18 protein-coding genes are annotated in these 15,573 nt (G+C 61.0%); 16 read left to right on the forward strand and 2 right to left on the reverse strand.

The annotated features are described in order from the left end of the window. Window positions 1-5 precede the first annotated feature (5 nt). The 16 genes from prmC (at window position 6) to murA (ending at window position 14,270) form a co-directional block, all read left to right on the forward strand. A complete protein-coding gene (prmC, locus tag AC3A4M_RS02925; protein WP_498733872.1) occupies window positions 6-851 on the forward strand; it encodes a peptide chain release factor N(5)-glutamine methyltransferase in 846 nt (281 codons plus the stop codon). Between the two features lie 28 nt (window positions 852-879). Further along, on the forward strand, window positions 880-1,605 hold the full coding sequence (locus AC3A4M_RS02930) for an L-threonylcarbamoyladenylate synthase (RefSeq protein WP_498733875.1): 726 nt from the start codon (window positions 880-882) through the stop codon (window positions 1,603-1,605). Next, window positions 1,602-3,419: a polysaccharide biosynthesis protein gene (locus AC3A4M_RS02935; protein WP_498733877.1), complete on the forward strand. Its 1,818-nt coding sequence runs from the start codon at window positions 1,602-1,604 to the stop codon at window positions 3,417-3,419. The genes AC3A4M_RS02930 and AC3A4M_RS02935 overlap by 4 nt, the downstream gene beginning before the upstream one ends. Further along, window positions 3,416-4,420: an MraY family glycosyltransferase gene (locus AC3A4M_RS02940; protein ID WP_498733879.1), complete on the forward strand. Its 1,005-nt coding sequence runs from the start codon at window positions 3,416-3,418 to the stop codon at window positions 4,418-4,420. Before AC3A4M_RS02935 ends, AC3A4M_RS02940 begins: the two co-directional genes overlap by 4 nt. 107 nt (window positions 4,421-4,527) lie before the next feature. Next, window positions 4,528-5,025, forward strand: a complete 498-nt coding sequence (locus AC3A4M_RS02945) for a Cg1360 family ATP-synthase-associated protein (protein ID WP_498733881.1) — start codon at window positions 4,528-4,530, stop codon at window positions 5,023-5,025. Continuing rightward, the gene (locus tag AC3A4M_RS02950) at window positions 5,025-5,291 is read left to right on the forward strand and encodes a hypothetical protein (protein WP_498733883.1); all 267 of its coding nucleotides are present in this window, start codon (window positions 5,025-5,027) and stop codon (window positions 5,289-5,291) included. Before AC3A4M_RS02945 ends, AC3A4M_RS02950 begins: the two co-directional genes overlap by 1 nt. Before the next feature lie 86 nt (window positions 5,292-5,377). Further along, the gene (gene atpB / locus AC3A4M_RS02955) at window positions 5,378-6,184 is read left to right on the forward strand and encodes a F0F1 ATP synthase subunit A (RefSeq protein WP_074701682.1); all 807 of its coding nucleotides are present in this window, start codon (window positions 5,378-5,380) and stop codon (window positions 6,182-6,184) included. Window positions 6,185-6,249: 65 nt separating this feature from the next. After that, window positions 6,250-6,453, forward strand: coding sequence for an ATP synthase F0 subunit C (atpE, locus tag AC3A4M_RS02960; protein WP_074701684.1), 204 nt, complete (start codon window positions 6,250-6,252; stop codon window positions 6,451-6,453). 46 nt (window positions 6,454-6,499) lie between these two features. After that, on the forward strand, window positions 6,500-7,063 hold the full coding sequence (locus tag AC3A4M_RS02965) for a F0F1 ATP synthase subunit B (RefSeq protein WP_074701685.1): 564 nt from the start codon (window positions 6,500-6,502) through the stop codon (window positions 7,061-7,063). Then, window positions 7,063-7,878 carry a F0F1 ATP synthase subunit delta gene (locus AC3A4M_RS02970; RefSeq protein ID WP_498732611.1) on the forward strand — a complete coding sequence of 272 codons (816 nt, stop codon included), beginning with the start codon at window positions 7,063-7,065 and terminating at the stop codon, window positions 7,876-7,878. Before AC3A4M_RS02965 ends, AC3A4M_RS02970 begins: the two co-directional genes overlap by 1 nt. 113 nt (window positions 7,879-7,991) lie before the next feature. After that, window positions 7,992-9,629, forward strand: coding sequence for a F0F1 ATP synthase subunit alpha (gene atpA, locus AC3A4M_RS02975; protein WP_498638383.1), 1,638 nt, complete (start codon window positions 7,992-7,994; stop codon window positions 9,627-9,629). Window positions 9,630-9,723: 94 nt separating this feature from the next. Then, window positions 9,724-10,617 (forward strand): F0F1 ATP synthase subunit gamma, encoded by an 894-nt coding sequence (locus AC3A4M_RS02980; RefSeq protein ID WP_498733887.1) that lies wholly within the window; start codon window positions 9,724-9,726, stop codon window positions 10,615-10,617. Between the two features lie 73 nt (window positions 10,618-10,690). Continuing rightward, a complete protein-coding gene (gene atpD / locus AC3A4M_RS02985; RefSeq protein ID WP_498732612.1) occupies window positions 10,691-12,151 on the forward strand; it encodes a F0F1 ATP synthase subunit beta in 1,461 nt (486 codons plus the stop codon). A 4-nt stretch (window positions 12,152-12,155) separates the two neighbouring features. Further along, a complete protein-coding gene (locus tag AC3A4M_RS02990) occupies window positions 12,156-12,443 on the forward strand; it encodes a F0F1 ATP synthase subunit epsilon (RefSeq protein ID WP_074701693.1) in 288 nt (95 codons plus the stop codon). 18 nt (window positions 12,444-12,461) lie between these two features. After that, complete coding sequence (locus AC3A4M_RS02995) at window positions 12,462-12,893, forward strand: DUF2550 domain-containing protein (RefSeq protein ID WP_498733892.1); 432 nt, start codon at window positions 12,462-12,464, stop codon at window positions 12,891-12,893. A 75-nt stretch (window positions 12,894-12,968) separates the two neighbouring features. Continuing rightward, the gene (gene murA, locus AC3A4M_RS03000) at window positions 12,969-14,270 is read left to right on the forward strand and encodes a UDP-N-acetylglucosamine 1-carboxyvinyltransferase (RefSeq protein WP_498733894.1); all 1,302 of its coding nucleotides are present in this window, start codon (window positions 12,969-12,971) and stop codon (window positions 14,268-14,270) included. A 76-nt stretch (window positions 14,271-14,346) separates the two neighbouring features. Here murA and AC3A4M_RS03005 read toward each other — a convergent pair whose 3' ends face one another. Beyond that, a complete protein-coding gene (locus AC3A4M_RS03005; protein ID WP_074701697.1) occupies window positions 14,347-14,550 on the reverse strand; it encodes a cold-shock protein in 204 nt (67 codons plus the stop codon). 287 nt (window positions 14,551-14,837) lie between these two features. Continuing rightward, window positions 14,838-15,533 carry an endonuclease NucS gene (nucS, locus tag AC3A4M_RS03010; protein ID WP_139004891.1) on the reverse strand — a complete coding sequence of 232 codons (696 nt, stop codon included), beginning with the start codon at window positions 15,531-15,533 and terminating at the stop codon, window positions 14,838-14,840. Window positions 15,534-15,573: the final 40 nt, after the last annotated feature.

A 15,573-nucleotide genomic window follows, 5' to 3' on the forward strand; every position in this document is an offset into this window, starting at 1 on the left:
CACCAGTGATCGCAGAAACGCTTGCCGAAGCTCTCGCCGAGGCAACTCAGATATTGGAACGGGCGGGGGTGCCCAGTCCACGCGTAGATGCCGAGCTTCTGGCGGCGCACCTCATGGCGGAGTCCTTGGGGAGGATCAGATCTCTGGCGCTGACCGGCGCATTGGTCCCGCCAGAGTTCGATGAGCTTGTGGCGGAACGGGCGCGCCGGGTTCCGCTCCAGCACATTACGGGTAAGGCGTATTTCCGCCACCTCGAACTGCAGGTTGGACCCGGCGTCTTTATCCCGCGGCCGGAGACGGAGACCGTTGCCCAGTACGCTATTGACCGCGCCGCGAAGATCAGGCGTGCGAAGGTCGTTGATCTTGGTACCGGATCGGGTGCGATTGCGGCGTCCGTTGCCCAGGAAGTTCCCGAGGCGGATGTCTTCGCCGTGGAACTGAGCGATCTCGCCCATGCTTGGGCAGGACGCAATCTGGAGCCGTGGGGCGTGACCCTGGTTCAGGAAGACCTACGTACCGCGCTTGCCGAACACGATGGAACCTTCGACGTCGTTGTTTCCAATCCTCCATACATTCCTTCCGAAGCCGTACCGAGGGACCCGGAAGTGGCGGAACATGACCCGCAGATTGCGCTGTACGGCGGCGGCGCCGACGGTCTGCAGTTGCCGGCGGCCACGGCCAGCACCGCCGCACGGCTGCTGAAATCCGGCGGTTACTTCATCATGGAACATGCAGAAGTCCAGGCCGAAGCTGTGTCGCACCTGCTGCGCAGCGCCGGGTACTGGGACGATGTTGCCACAGTCTACGATTTGACCGGACGCGAGCGGGCCACCGCCGCTGTCCGGCGGTAGCGCTGCCCCGAAATGAAAGAATAATCCTGTGACCACCACATTCAACTGCACGGACGACGTCGAACGCAGTGAAGGCCTTGCCGCCGCGCAGACGGCGATCGCATCAAAACAGTGCATTGTCATGCCCACGGATACGGTCTACGGCATCGCCGCGGATGCGTTCTCGCCGCAGGCGGTTGCCACGCTGCTGGCTGCCAAGGGCCGGGGCCGCACCATGCCCCCTCCGGTCCTCATTCCCCGTCCGCAGACCATGGACGGGCTCGCGGTGGACATCGCCGAGGAGGCTCGACGCCTGGCGGACGAATTCTGGCCCGGCGGCCTGACTTTGATCTTCCACGCCCAGCCGTCATTGACCTGGGATCTGGGTGATACCAAGGGCACGGTGGCACTGCGCATGCCCGATGACCGCCTGGCGCTGGACCTGCTGGCCGTAACAGGTCCGCTGGCGGTCTCATCAGCGAACCGCACCGGACACCCTGCCTCCAGGACCGCCGCCGAAGCCCACGTGCAGCTCGCCGAATCCGTGGAGGTTTACCTGGAAGATGGACTGCGCGGTGATACCGAAGACAGCCAGTCCCTGCCGTCTACTATTGTCGACTGCACTTCACAGCCCTTCCGCGTGGTCCGTGACGGTGCCATACCGGTAGACCGGCTGCGCGAAATCGTGCCGGACCTCCTCGGCGTTGGGGAAGAACCGGCAGGGTTAACGCCTGACTTTGAAGCGGAAACGCCGGGGGAGAGCAGCCAGCTATGAGCATTGGACGTGGCCCCGCATCCGGTAAGACTGCCAGCAGCGACAAGGTCCTCTGGCTCTGGTCGCAGTTCCTGCTCGATTCATTCGCCTGGATCGTTTCGATCGTCCTGGCCGTCTTCCTGCGGTACGAGATGGTGCTGGATCCCTCGAAAATCCCCGGCATCATCATCCTCTGCGCCATAGCGATCGCATCACAGTTCGCAGTAGGTTCAGCTTTCGCTCTGTATAAAGGCCGGTACAGTTTTGGCAGCTTCCACGAGGCGAAGCTGCTTGTGATCGTGACGGTGGCGGTTTCGGCCATCACCACGGTTGCCCTGCTGTTCTTTGGCATCTCCATGGGTATCGCCCGTGGTACCGGTATCATCGCCTTCCCCTTCGCCTGCCTTTTCATGGCGGCCATCCGTTACCTGAAGCGGATGTACGTTGAGAGCAAGGCCAAACCCGGTGAAGAAGCCGCCCGGACCCTGATATACGGCGCCGGTTTTGTGGGAAAGTCCATCGTGACCCGCATGTGCAACGACCCGCAGTCGCCCTGGCTGCCTGTCGGCCTGATTGACGATGACCCAGCGAAGAAACACCTGCGTATTGTCAGCGTTCCGGTGCTTGGCCGCATGGAGGATCTGCCGGAAATCGTTGCCAGGACAAACGCGACGGTCCTGTTGATTGCCATAGCGGACATCGACGCCAAACAAGTCCGCCGGATCTCCGACGCAGTCGCGGGCCTGAACATCAAGGTGCTGGTTGTCCCGCCGCTGAAGGACATGCTGACCGGCGGGTCCGACTTCTCCTTCCGCGAGGTGGCAATCGAGGATCTGATTGGACGGCAGCCGGTCGACATCCATGTTGATGAGATCGCCCATTACGTCAAGGGAAAGCGCGTGCTGATCACCGGGGCAGGCGGCTCCATAGGGTCGGAACTGTGCCGGCAGATCAACGAATTCGAACCGCGCGAATTGATCATGTTGGACCGAGACGAAACCGGGCTGCAGTCCACCCAGATATCGATTACCGGCCAGGGCCTGCTCAACGGCAAAGACACGGTGCTGGCCGACATCCGCGACGCGGCTGCCCTGGAGGAGATCTTCCTGGACCGGAAGCCCGAGGTGGTGTTCCACGCAGCGGCGCTCAAACACGTTTCCCTGCTGGAGCAGTATCCCGAGGAAGCCTGGAAGACGAACATCCTCGGCACCTTGAACGTTCTCCAGGCCGCCCGTCTGGCCGATGTCCAGACGTTCGTCAATATTTCGACCGACAAGGCCGCGAATCCGACGACAGTGCTGGGTCATTCAAAGCGGGTTGCGGAGAAGATCACAGCGTGGCTCGCACAGCAGACCGGATTGAAGTACGTTTCGGTCCGTTTCGGAAATGTCCTGGGTAGCCGCGGTTCAGTGCTGCCACTCTTCAACCAGCAGATCCGCAACGGGGGACCGGTGACGGTGACCGATGCGGACGCAACCCGTTTCTTCATGACGATTCCGGAAGCGTGCCAGTTGGTGATTCAGGCCGGAGCCATCGGACGCGGGGGAGAGGTCCTGATTCTGGACATGGGTGAACCAGTACGGATTCTCGACGTCGCCCAGCGCATGATCGCAATGTCCGGCAAAGAGATAGACATCGTCTTCACCGGTCTGCGTCCGGGTGAAAAGCTGCATGAAGAACTCATCGGTATCGGTGAAGACGATTCGCGTCCGCTGCACCCGAAGATTTCGCATGCTTCCATTGACGCGCTGGACCCGCACCAGATGAGTCTTGAGGAGTGGAAAAACCGGCAGCACCTGCCACTGGCCAGTAACGAGCCGGAGTCGGCCAAATGACCGGAGTGCTTTCGAGTGCTGTTGCCCTCGTCCTCAGCCTGTCGCTGCCCCTTGCCTTGAAACCACTGCTGCTCAAGCTGGGCGTGCTGGACATTCCGAACGAGAGATCCTCGCATACAAAAGTAGTTGTCCGGGGTATGGGCATCACCGTGGCGGTCGGCGTCCTTGGCGGGCTGCTCACGGCTGTGCTGACCGGGGCCGCTGCCGATGGTGTGGCAATCATTGCTGCTGTGGCCGGCGTTTGCGCAGCCGCCTCTGTGCTGGGCTGGCTGGAGGACTTCCGAGGTGTAGCCATCTCCGTACGCTTCCTGCTGCAGTTGGCGATTGGTGCTGCAGGTACGGCCACTATCGTGGTCCTGACCGACACCTCCTGGTTGTGGATTCCGGTTGGCGCGCTGGCCATTGCCGGCTACATCAATGTTGCGAACTTCATGGACGGGGTGAACGGCATATCGGGCCTGCATGGGCTGGTCGTGGGACTGTTGTTTTCAGTGGCGGGGATGATGTCATCGCTTGACTGGCTGACGGTCTCGGGGCTGGTGGTGGCCGCCGCGTTTGCGGCTTTTCTGCCCTGGAACCTCTCCGGCAGCAACTTCCTTGGCGACGTCGGCAGCTATCTGCTGGGCGCTTCGCTAGCCGTCTTAGGGGCTGCGGGTTTTCTCAGCGGAGTCCAGCCGGAGTATCTCCTGGGACCGGTGACCATCTATCTTGCCGATACAATGACCACCTTGCTGCGCCGGATCAGTGCGGGGGAGCGGTGGTACGCGGCGCACCGCCAGCACGTCTATCAACGGCTGACCGACGTTGGGCTCAGCCATGTGCAGTCAGCCTTGGTGGTCGCGGTTTGCTCGCTGCTGACCGGGTTGTGCGGACTCGTGGCTGCCGCCAGCAACGTACCGGGCAAGGCATCCGCGCTGCTGGTTTGTGCCGCCGTCGTACTTTTTTACCTGCGCTCGCCACGCATCTTCGGCCGCCGGGCCGCCGACGCTGCGACCGGATAGCGTCAGCAGCAGGACATGCATTCACAGGCTGACTTCTATCTCGTGTAGAATTCTTGTCGGCCGGTCTACCGGTCATCATCCCCGCCTGTGCACCCGATCGGACAGCTATGAGCACACATCATTCCAACGGCAACAGTGCCGCTGGCAGTGCCGTACCTGTCTCCGGTCCCACGGCTACACCATGGCTGAAGATCTTGAAAACTTCCTCCCTCGGTGCCGCTGCAGCCACTCTTCTGGTGGTAGTGCTGGCATTCCTTGTGGCGGACGGAGTGGGTGCCCTTAGCGCCGTGCTCGGTTCGGCGCTGGTAGTACTCTTCTTCGCCATCAGCCTTTTGATCGGCCATGTCGTCGGGCGGAGAAATCCCTCCGGCGCGATTGGTGCCTTCATCGCCACCTACGTGCTCAAGGTTATTGGTTTCGGCGCTGCGCTCTTTATTGTCGGCACGCCGGACTGGCTTGAAACGACCTGGTTCTTCATTGCTGCCGTCGTCAGCGTTGTGGTGTGGCAGATTGCGGAAGTTTTCGCATTCTCCCGCGTTCGATACCAGATCTACGATGATCCGGAAGACGGCGAAAGCACTACAGCCGGGAAGGGAGCTCACTAATGCCTGCCCAGAATTCCCACAATTCAGATCCCGACGGCAGCAACTCTGGCTACCAGGGTGGCAACACGGTCTTGACCTATATAGTTGGCGGGATCATAGCCTGGGGTTTGATAGGCTGGGGGCTGGACTATCTGTTGAATACCCGGTGGCTGTTCATCGTTGGTGCCGTTCTAGGCGCTGGCGGTGGATATTATCTGGCCCGAAAACACAACCTCACCCGCAGCGCTAAGCGCCGCCATGGGGACGGTCAAGGGAACAACATCTAAATGTCAGAAAACTTCATATGGTGGCGTGCCGAGACGGCAATCCACCCTGAAACGCCCAATGATGGACACTGCAGAGAGGAAACGCGTTGATCGCGCTTGCGCTTCCGGCGGCCGCTAATGAAGGTGGCTTCGTTCCACCGACCCTCGAAGATATGCACCTTCCGGAGATTCTCCCTTGGGCTGCCGAGTACGGAACAGGTTTCGGCAAGCAGATGCTGCTGGTCCTGCTCTCTGTTGCACTGATTGCCTGGTTCTTCCTGGCCGCGTCACGCCGCGGTCAGCTGGTGCCAGGCAAGCTTCAGCACCTGGGCGAAATGAGCTACAACTTCGTCCGAAACTCCGTAGGTAAGGACATCATCGGTGAGCGGGACTACCGGCCGTATGTTCCACTGCTGTTCTCCCTATTCTTCTTTATCCTGGTAAACAACCTTTTCGGGTCGATTCCGCTGCTCCAGATCCCAACGCCGTCACATGTCGGCACGGCCTACGCCTTGGCCGGGATCGTTTACATCACCTGGATCGTCCTGGGCCTGAAGAAGCACGGCATCGGCTACTTCAAACTCGCTGTCGTGCCGGCAGGCGTCCCGAAGGCAATTCTGCCGCTGATCGTCATCATTGAGATCATCTCCACGTTCCTGGTTCGGCCCGTCACCCACAGCCTCCGTCTTTTCGCCACCATGCTGGCCGGACACCTGATCATCATGCTGGCGGCCGCGGGCTCCGAATTCCTGATCATGGATGCCGACTTCTGGTTCAAGCCACTTGGCATTCTCACGATTGCCGGCGGTGTCGGCATGTACATGTTCGAAATTCTGATCCAGGTCCTTCAGGCGTATGTCTTCGTCCTGCTGACCGCGATCTACATCCAAGGCTCCCTGGCCGAGGAACACTAAATTTCCCCGCTGGGGAAGCACCTGAACCAAACAACCTGCCCACTGGGCATCTTGAAAGGAAAATAATGGAAGGCAATATCAACCTCGTAGGTTACGGTCTCTCCGCAATCGGCGGTGCCATCGGTGTGGGCCTCGTTTTCGCCGCTTACATCAACGGTGTGGCACGTCAGCCGGAGGCACAGCGTGTGCTGCAGCCGATCGCCTTCTTGGGCCTGGCGCTGACTGAAGCTCTGGCCATCCTCGGTCTGGTTTTCGCGTTCGTTCTCTAGTAGGCAACGCTTACTTTTCAAACCGAGTAGATAGGACGGGTGAGATATGAAACAGGCAGTTATCCTCGCCGCCGAAGAGGGCGTCAACCCTCTAGTCCCTAATATCTGGGAAATCGCGGTAACACTGCTTGGCTTCGCCGTACTTATGTACATCGTCACGAAGTTCGTCGTTCCGGCGTTCGAGAAGACGTATGCAGAGCGCGCCGAAGCTATTGAAGGCGGCATTGCCAAGGCTGAGGCCGCCCAGGCCGAGGCCAGCGCCGCTTTGGATGAGTACAAGCAGCAGCTGCTGGACGCACGCACTGAAGCCAACCGCATCCGTGAGGACGCGCGTGCCGAAGGTGCCCAGATCCTCGCAGAGCTGAAGGACAAGGCCGCTGCTGAAGCTAATCGCATCAGCGAGCAGGCGCAGGTGCAGATTGCAGCCGAGCGTCAGGCAGCCGTTACTTCGCTACGCAGCGAAGTCGGCGTGCTGGCCACCGAACTGGCCGGCAAGATTGTCGGGGAATCTCTCAACGATGACGCGCGTTCCGCACGTGTTGTTGACCGCTTCCTGGCCGATCTTGAAGCTTCGGCTCCGGCATCCCAGAATGCAGGTGCTTCGAACTAATGGCTGGTGTATCGAGCGAGTCACTGAAAGCGGCACAGCAGGAGCTGGAAGCAAAGCTTCCCACCGCTCCGCTGTCCCTGGCAGAGGAACTCTTTGCAATTCTGGGTCTGCTGGACAGCAATGCCGGACTGCGCCGGAGCCTTACGGACCCGGCTCGCAGCGGCGAGGACAAGGCACGGCTGGTTTCCCAGCTGGTCGGCGGCAATGTCTCGGCTGATGCCCGGGCCATAGCTGAAGGCCTCGCCGCATCCCGCTGGGGCTCTGCACGTGACATTGGTGATGCTCTGGAAACCCTTGCGGCTACCACTGCTATCGCTGTTGCGGAGAGCAAGGGCGCTGGAGTTGACGGACTCGAAGGTCTGGAGAACGACCTGTTCCATTTCATCCGGCTCGTCGAGGCAGATCACGATCTGCAGCGCGCGCTGGTTGAACCGCAGGCATCGGCCGAGGCTAAATCGGCTCTGGCTCTGAAACTGGTTCCGAACGCCGGACCCGAGGCGCAGGTCTTGATCCGCCAGGCAGTTACTGCCCCGCGCGGGCTCAAACCGACCGCTCTGGTCCGTCGCTTTGTGGAACTGGTTGCCCGGCGCCAGCAGCGTTGGATCGCCAACGTCAGCGTTTCCCGTCCGCTGACCCAGGAGCAGATCTCACGTCTGCAGGCCGGGCTCAACGGGTTGTACGGCCGCGAGCTGAAGATCAATGTCAACGTTGACCCATCACTAGTTGGCGGAGTCCGCGTGCAGGTAGGCGACGAAGTGGTTGATTCCTCGGTTGTCACCCGCCTGTCCGAACTTCGTCGGAAGCTCGCGGCTTAGCACTCGTCCCTTCGGGGAATGAGGAGCTGGAGCCGGAAGCCTCAATACAGACTGATATACACACAGGTCGTCGCCACCGCGATGATCACAACATAGGAGAGCAGGGACTGCAGATGGCCGAATTGACCATCAACGCCGACGACGTCCGTAATGCGTTGAACGAGTTCGCGGCGTCCTACGAACCGGGCAGCGCCGAGCGCGTTGAAGTTGGCCGCGTAACCACCGCCAGTGATGGCATTGCCCGTGTTGAGGGTCTTCCCTCGGTAATGGCCAACGAACTGTTGCGTTTCGAGAACGGCATTCTGGGCCTGGCCCAGAACCTCGACACCCGCGAAATCGGTGTCGTCATCCTCGGTGACTTCACCGGCATCGTCGAAGGCATGGAAGTTCACCGTACCGGTGAGGTTCTGTCCGTTCCCGTGGGAGATAACTTCCTCGGCCGCGTTGTCGATCCGCTGGGCGAGCCCTTGGACGACATGGGCCCCATCGAATCTGAAGGCCGCCGCGCTTTGGAGCTGCAGGCACCGGGCGTGACCCAGCGCAAGTCGGTTCACGAGCCCATGCAGACCGGCATGAAGGCCATCGATTCCATGATCCCGATCGGCCGCGGACAGCGGCAGCTGATCATCGGCGACCGTCAGACCGGTAAGTCGGCGATCGCGATCGACACGATCATCAACCAGAAAGCCAACTGGGAGTCCGGCGACGTTAACAAGCAGGTCCGCTGCGTCTACGTCGCGATCGGCCAGAAGGCCTCCACCATCGCTGCAGTCCGCAAGTCGCTGGAGGAGAAGGGCGCGATGGAGTACACCACCATCGTGGCGTCTCCGGCTTCCGACCCGGCCGGCTTCAAGTACCTGGCGCCCTACGCCGGTTCGGCAATCGGCCAGCACTGGATGTATGGCGGCAAGCACGTCCTGATCGTGTTTGATGACCTCTCCAAGCAGGCAGAAGCCTACCGCGCCGTGTCGCTGCTGCTGCGTCGTCCGCCGGGACGTGAAGCCTATCCGGGTGACGTCTTCTACTTGCACTCCCGTCTGCTGGAGCGTTGTGCGAAGCTCTCCGACGAACTGGGTGCGGGCTCGATGACCGGTCTGCCACTCATCGAAACCAAGGCCAATGACGTCTCGGCGTACATCCCGACCAACGTCATCTCGATCACTGACGGACAAATCTTCCTGCAGTCGGATCTCTTCAACGCCAACCAGCGTCCTGCTGTGGACGTGGGTATCTCCGTTTCCCGCGTTGGTGGTTCGGCACAGGTCAAGGCCATGAAGAAGGTCTCCGGTACGTTGAAGCTGGAACTGGCGCAGTACCGCGACATGCAGGCGTTCGCAATGTTCGCGTCTGACCTCGATGCTGCTACGAAGCAGCAGTTGAACCGTGGTGCGCGACTGACCGAACTGCTCAAGCAGGGACAGTACTCGCCGTTCCCGGTTGAAGACCAGGTTGTCTCCATCTGGGCCGGTACCAACGGCCACCTGGATGAGGTTCCGATTGAGGACATCAACCGTTTCGAAACCGAGTTCCTTCAGCATCTGCGCCACCGTTCGTCGGTCCTGACCACGATCGCGCAGACCAACCTGCTTGAGGACTCCACGGTCCAGGAACTTAATCAGCAGATCACGGAATTCAAGAAGGGCTTCTTCGGGGAAGGCGACAACCAGCTTGTCGGTGCAGGCCACGAAGAGTATGACGCTCTGGCCGAGGAAGCCGTGGATCAGGAAAAGATCGTCCGGCAGAAGCGCTAATTCATTTTCGTTGATTGAGCGGGGTCGAAATCCTGACGCCGTCATGCATAGGAATCGACTTCGCTCAATCAGCGAGGATTAGGAAAGGAAAAGTATGGGAGCCCAGATTCGGGTCTACCGCCAGAAGATTGCTTCGACCACGTCGATGCAGAAGATCTTCAAGGCGATGGAGCTGATCGCTGCCTCGCGCATTGGAAAGGCCCGCACCCGTGTGGCTGCGTCACTGCCCTACGCCAATGCGATCACCCGTGCCGTTTCTGCTGTGTCGTCACAGTCGGAGATCGAACACCCGCTGACCACCGAGCCGGAGCAGATCCGGCGCGCGGCCGTCGTGGTAATGACTTCCGACCGCGGTCTGGCAGGAGCGTACTCTGCTTCGATTCTGAAGCAGGCACAGTCGCTGACCGAACTGCTGCGGGCAGACGGCAAGGAAGTGCGCCACTACATTGTTGGCCGCAAGGCGCAGGCTTACTTTGATTTCCGCAGTCTTCCTTACGAGCAGGTCTGGACCGGCGGCACAGATGCGCCGGCCTTTGAGGTTGCCCGCGAGATCGGCGACGCCGTACTCGCAGACTTCAACACTGCCTATGAAGAAGGCGGTGTCGACGAGATTCACGTCGTCTACACGCGCTTCAAGTCCATGGTGACCCAGGAGCCGACGGTTATTCGTCTGCTGCCCCTGGAAGTTGTGGAGGAGGAGGCTGCCTCGGAATCGGATCTGCTGCCGTTGTACGAGTACGAGCCGGAACCTGAGCAGGTACTGGACGCGTTGCTGCCGCGCTACATCGAGTCGCGTATCTTCGCAGCCATGCTGCAGTCCGCCGCCAGTGAACTTGCCGCCCGCCAGCGGGCCATGAAGTCTGCCGGCGACAACGCTTCGGACCTCATCAAGAAGTACACAAGGCTCCGGAACAACGCACGTCAGGCCGAAATCACACAGGAGCTGACCGAGATTGTCGGCGGTGCGGACGCGCTAAGCGCGTCCTGACCTTCGGCGTCGAAGGCGCCTCAGGCCAAAGTAAACTTTAACCCACGCCATCTAACTGAATGAAGTGAGAGAGATGACTGCCCAAACTATCGAGCACGGAACCGGTTCCGTCGGCTCGGGCGCCACTGGCCGTATTGCCCGTGTGATCGGCCCGGTTGTCGACGTCGAGTTCCCGGCTGATGCCATTCCCGGCATCTACAACGCACTGACCGCTGAGATCACGCTCAACGGCGACACCCACACGATCACCTTCGAGACCTCGCAGCACCTTGGCGACAATCTCGTTCGTGCTATCTCCCTGCAGGCCACCGACGGTCTCGTGCGCGGCACCACCGTCACGGACACGGGTTCGCCCATTACCGTGCCTGTTGGTGATGGCGTCAAGGGACACATCTTCAACGTATTGGGCCAACCGCTCGACGTTGAAGCCTCCGAGCTGGAAATCAGCGAGCGCTGGCCGATCCACCGCAAGGCTCCCAACTTTGCCGATCTGGAAAGCTCCACGGAGATCCTCGAGACCGGCATCAAGGTCATCGACCTCCTCACCCCGTACATCAAGGGTGGAAAGATCGGCCTGTTCGGCGGTGCCGGTGTCGGCAAGACCGTGCTGATCCAGGAAATGATCACCCGTGTTGCCCGTAACTTCGGTGGTACCTCGGTATTCGCCGGTGTCGGCGAGCGTACCCGTGAAGGTAACGACCTGTGGGTCGAAATGGAAGAAGCCGGTGTTCTGAAGGACACTGCCCTTGTCTTCGGCCAGATGGACGAACCGCCGGGAACGCGTCTGCGCGTGGCACTGTCGGCGCTGACCATGGCGGAATACTTCCGCGATGTGCAGAACCAGGACGTGCTGCTCTTCATCGACAACATCTTCCGCTTCACCCAGGCAGGTTCCGAGGTCTCCACGCTGTTGGGCCGTATGCCCTCCGCCGTTGGTTACCAGCCTAACCTTGCCGATGAAATGGGCCTGCTGCAGGAACGCATTACGTCGACCAAGGGCCACTCGATCACCTCGATGCAGGCGATCTACGTCCCGGCCGATGACTACACCGACCCGGCTCCGGCAACCACGTTCGCGCACCTGGATGCGACCACGGAACTGTCCCGTGAAATCGCTTCCCGTGGCCTGTACCCCGCTGTGGATCCGCTGACCTCCACGTCGCGAATCCTGGACCCGCAGTACATCGGCCAGGCGCATTACGACGTCGCTGTCCGCGTCAAGCAGATCCTGCAGAAGAACAAGGAACTGCAGGACATCATTGCGATCCTCGGTATCGATGAACTCGGTGAAGAAGACAAGATCGTCGTCGCGCGTGCCCGCCGCATCCAGCAGTTCCTGTCGCAGAACACCTACACCGCCAAGCAGTTCACCGGCGTGGAGGGCTCCACCGTTTCCATCAAGGACACCGTTGAAGGCTTCAAGGCCATCTGCGACGGCGACCTGGACCACGTTGCGGAGCAGGCGTTCTTCAACATCGGTGGCCTGGACGACGTAGAGCGCCAGTGGGCCAAGATCCAGGAACAGAGCAAGTAAGCCAATGGCTAACGAAGCGGCTGAACTGGAAGTAGAGATTGTGGCGGCGGACCATTTCGTGTGGTCCGGTGCGGCAACTTTGGTCAAGGCTCGTACCGCGGAAGGCGAGATCGGAATCCTGCCCGGCCACTCGCCGGTGCTGGCTATTCTGGCTCCCGGCGAACTGGGAATCAACCCGGTCAACGGCGAGCGGATCAACGTGACCGTGGACGGCGGGTTCTTCTCCGTCGACAGCAACCGCGTGGTCATCGTGGCGGATAACGCCACGGTCAATGACCTGGCCACGGCTTAGGTACAGCTAGCGGCGACAGTGGAAGAAGTCGGTTACACGTTCGCTATTCTGGCGGCTCTGTTCCTGCTGCTGCTGCTGACGCTGCTTGCCTTCGGGGTGCGCCGCTATCAACTGCGGCGCGCCCTTGGCACTTTTGACGCCTCCATCTGCATGCTGCCTGGCAGCTGGCAGATGGGGGTTTGTCGTTATGCGGACAAACACCTGGAGTGGCTGCGGCTCTTTTCCCTGAGTCCCAGCCCGCGCTACAGATTCCGGCGCAGCGCCTTGGAGCTGCAGGGGTGGCGCCAACCTACGGAGGCCGAGCGGGCGAAAATTCAGCCCGGGGCCATCGTGGTAATGCTTCGCCATGACCAGCAGGAATTACTGCTCGCCATGAGTTTCGATGTTTACGCGGGTCTGTCTTCCTGGTTGGAGGCCGGTCCGGTGATAGGGATCGGTACCTGGCGTTGAAAATGCTTTCGCGGCGCGGCTCCTCACCGGAGCCGCGCCGCTGTTCTTTACGGACCGCTCATTAGGATGGGGACTATGGAAGATGTGATCGTCGTCAACGGACCCAGCACCCTGTCGGGGCGGGTTGAGGTGGCTGGGGCGAAGAACAGTGTCTTGAAACTGATGGCTGCCGTGCTGCTGGCCGAGGGAAAGTCCACGATCACCAACGTGCCGAATATCCAGGACGTGTGGATCATGGCGGAGTTGCTGCGAAGGCTTGGCTGCACAGTTGATTACGACGTCGATACCTCCTGCGTGCACATTGACGTTCCTGCTGAGCCGGCCCATCAGGCTGACTATGACCTGGTCCGGGCGATGCGGGCGTCGATATCGGTGTTGGGACCGCTGGTAGCCCGCTGCCACCAGGCAGAAGTAGCACTGCCCGGTGGAGATGCCATTGGCTCCCGCGGCTTGGACATGCACCGCAGCGGCCTGGAGCTGATGGGGGCGGAGATAGTCATCGACCACGGCTATCTAGTCGCGCGTGCGCCTGACGGCCTGCACGGCGCCCACCACAGGCTCCCGTTTCCTTCGGTAGGGGCAACCGAGAATCTGATGATGGCTGCGACCCTGGCACACGGCGTTACGACCATTGACAACGCGGCACGGGAACCGGAGATCTGCGATATCGCCGAGTTGCTGGTGGCCATGGGCGCGGAGATCGAAGGGATCGGTTCGCCGACGTTGGTTATCACCGGCGTCGAACGCTTGAGGCCTGTCACGCACCGTACTGTTCCGGACCGGATCGTTGCGGGTACGTGGGCGTTCGCCGCTGCCATGAGCGGCGGGAGCGTCGACGTCTGCAACGCGGTTCCGGAACATCTCTCCGTGGTGCTGGACAAGCTTGCCCAGGCCGGGTGCACAATCACTACCCGCGCGGATGGATTCATCGTCGAGGGCAATGGCCGTCCGGCCCCCATCAACGTCTCCACGCTGCCGTATCCGGGTTTCCCGACGGACCTCCAGCCATTCGTTGTTGCATTGAACGCGGTGGCGGATGGCAACGGCATGGTGACCGAAAACGTTTTTGAGGCGCGGTGGGGTTTCACCTCTGAACTGGCCCGGCTCGGCGCTGTGGTCCGGTTGGATGGGCACCATGCCTTGATCAGGGGAGTGCCGCAGCTATCCGGGGCGCCCGTGGTGGCAAACGACATCCGTGCCGGGGCCGCCCTGGTGATTGCCGGCCTGGTAGCTGACGGCGTGACCGAGGTCCGGGGCGTGGACCATATAGACCGCGGCTATGAGCGTTTCGACGAGAAGCTGCGCTCCTTGGGTGCTGCCGTGGCCCGGCAGGGGAGCGAGCCGGAGCCTGGTGCGTTGGCCGGGAGATTGCGTTAACGTCAGAGGTCCCCGGATTCCTCCGGGGACCTCTGTGCAAGTCCGTCGCAGCGGTGCCGCGAGGTGGTATTCGAAATCAGATGACGGTTACGCCGGTGGCCTGCGGTCCCTTGGCGCCCTGCCCGATCTCGAAGGTCACGCGCTGGTTTTCGTCCAGGGTCTTGAAACCACCCGTCTGGATTTCAGAGTAGTGGACGAAAACATCGCCGTCGGAATCATCCGGGGTGATGAAGCCGAAGCCCTTTTCAGCGTTGAACCACTTGACGGTCCCCTGTGCCATTTATTTCTCCTCATAGTGGAACTTTTAGTCCGGCACACCTCGTACCGGACCGGGGTCACTCCGTGGAAGACCTCATGTCCGGCGGGTCGCCGAAACCGTGAGGAGCTTCACACTCGCAACATGTCTTGCGAGCATGAAAAACACACATACACAAAGACTGCGTTAAGCATCACATACGTAAAAGGGCAGGTCAACGGCCTGTGGGCGCATTCAATCGTTTGTTAAGCAAATGTTCTCCCGCGGTTGCGGGAGTGCCCATCCCCGCTTCACAGGCGGCCCGTTCAGGCTCAGAACAAGCGTGCTTCGCTGTCGTCAACGCCGCGCATGGCGTCGTAGTCCAAGGTCAGGCAGTCTATGCCGCGGTCCGATGCCAGCACCCGTGCCTGGGGCTTGATCTGCTGGGCCGCGAAGACCCCCTTCACCGGCGCCAGCAGGGGGTCGCGGTTGAGCAGTTCAAGATAGCGGGTCAGCTGCTCCACGCCGTCGATATCGCCGCGGCGTTTGAGCTCGACGGCCACGGTCGCGCCGGTGGCATCGCGGGCCAGAATATCGACGGGACCGATGGCGGTCATGTACTCCCGGCGGATCAGACTGTAGCCCTCGCCGAGGGTGTGGATCTGCTCGGCCAGCAAACGCTGCAGGTCTGCTTCGACACCGTCCTTGACCAGGCCCGGGTCGACGCCGAGTTCGTGGCTGAACTCGTGGAGCTGCTCGTGGATCTGGATGACGAGCCTGTCGTCGCTCTTGGCATGCTGGACGTGCCAGACTTCGGCTACTCCGTCGGCAGCATCGGTTTCGTCCGGAGCCTCGACACGGAGTCTGGCGGGCGGGCTCATCCAGTTCAGCGGCTTGTAGGAGCCGCCGTCGGAATGGATGAGAACGGAGCCATCCGCCTTGACCATCAGCAGGCGTGTGGCCAGCGGCAGATGGGCGCGGAGACGGCCGATGTAATCAACTGAGCAGCGGGCAATAACTAAACGCACAGTAGGCCACTTTACGTTAGTTTGTGCGGGCCCCTGTGTG

This window comes from Arthrobacter sp. Soil_C_60, from assembly GCF_057656375.1.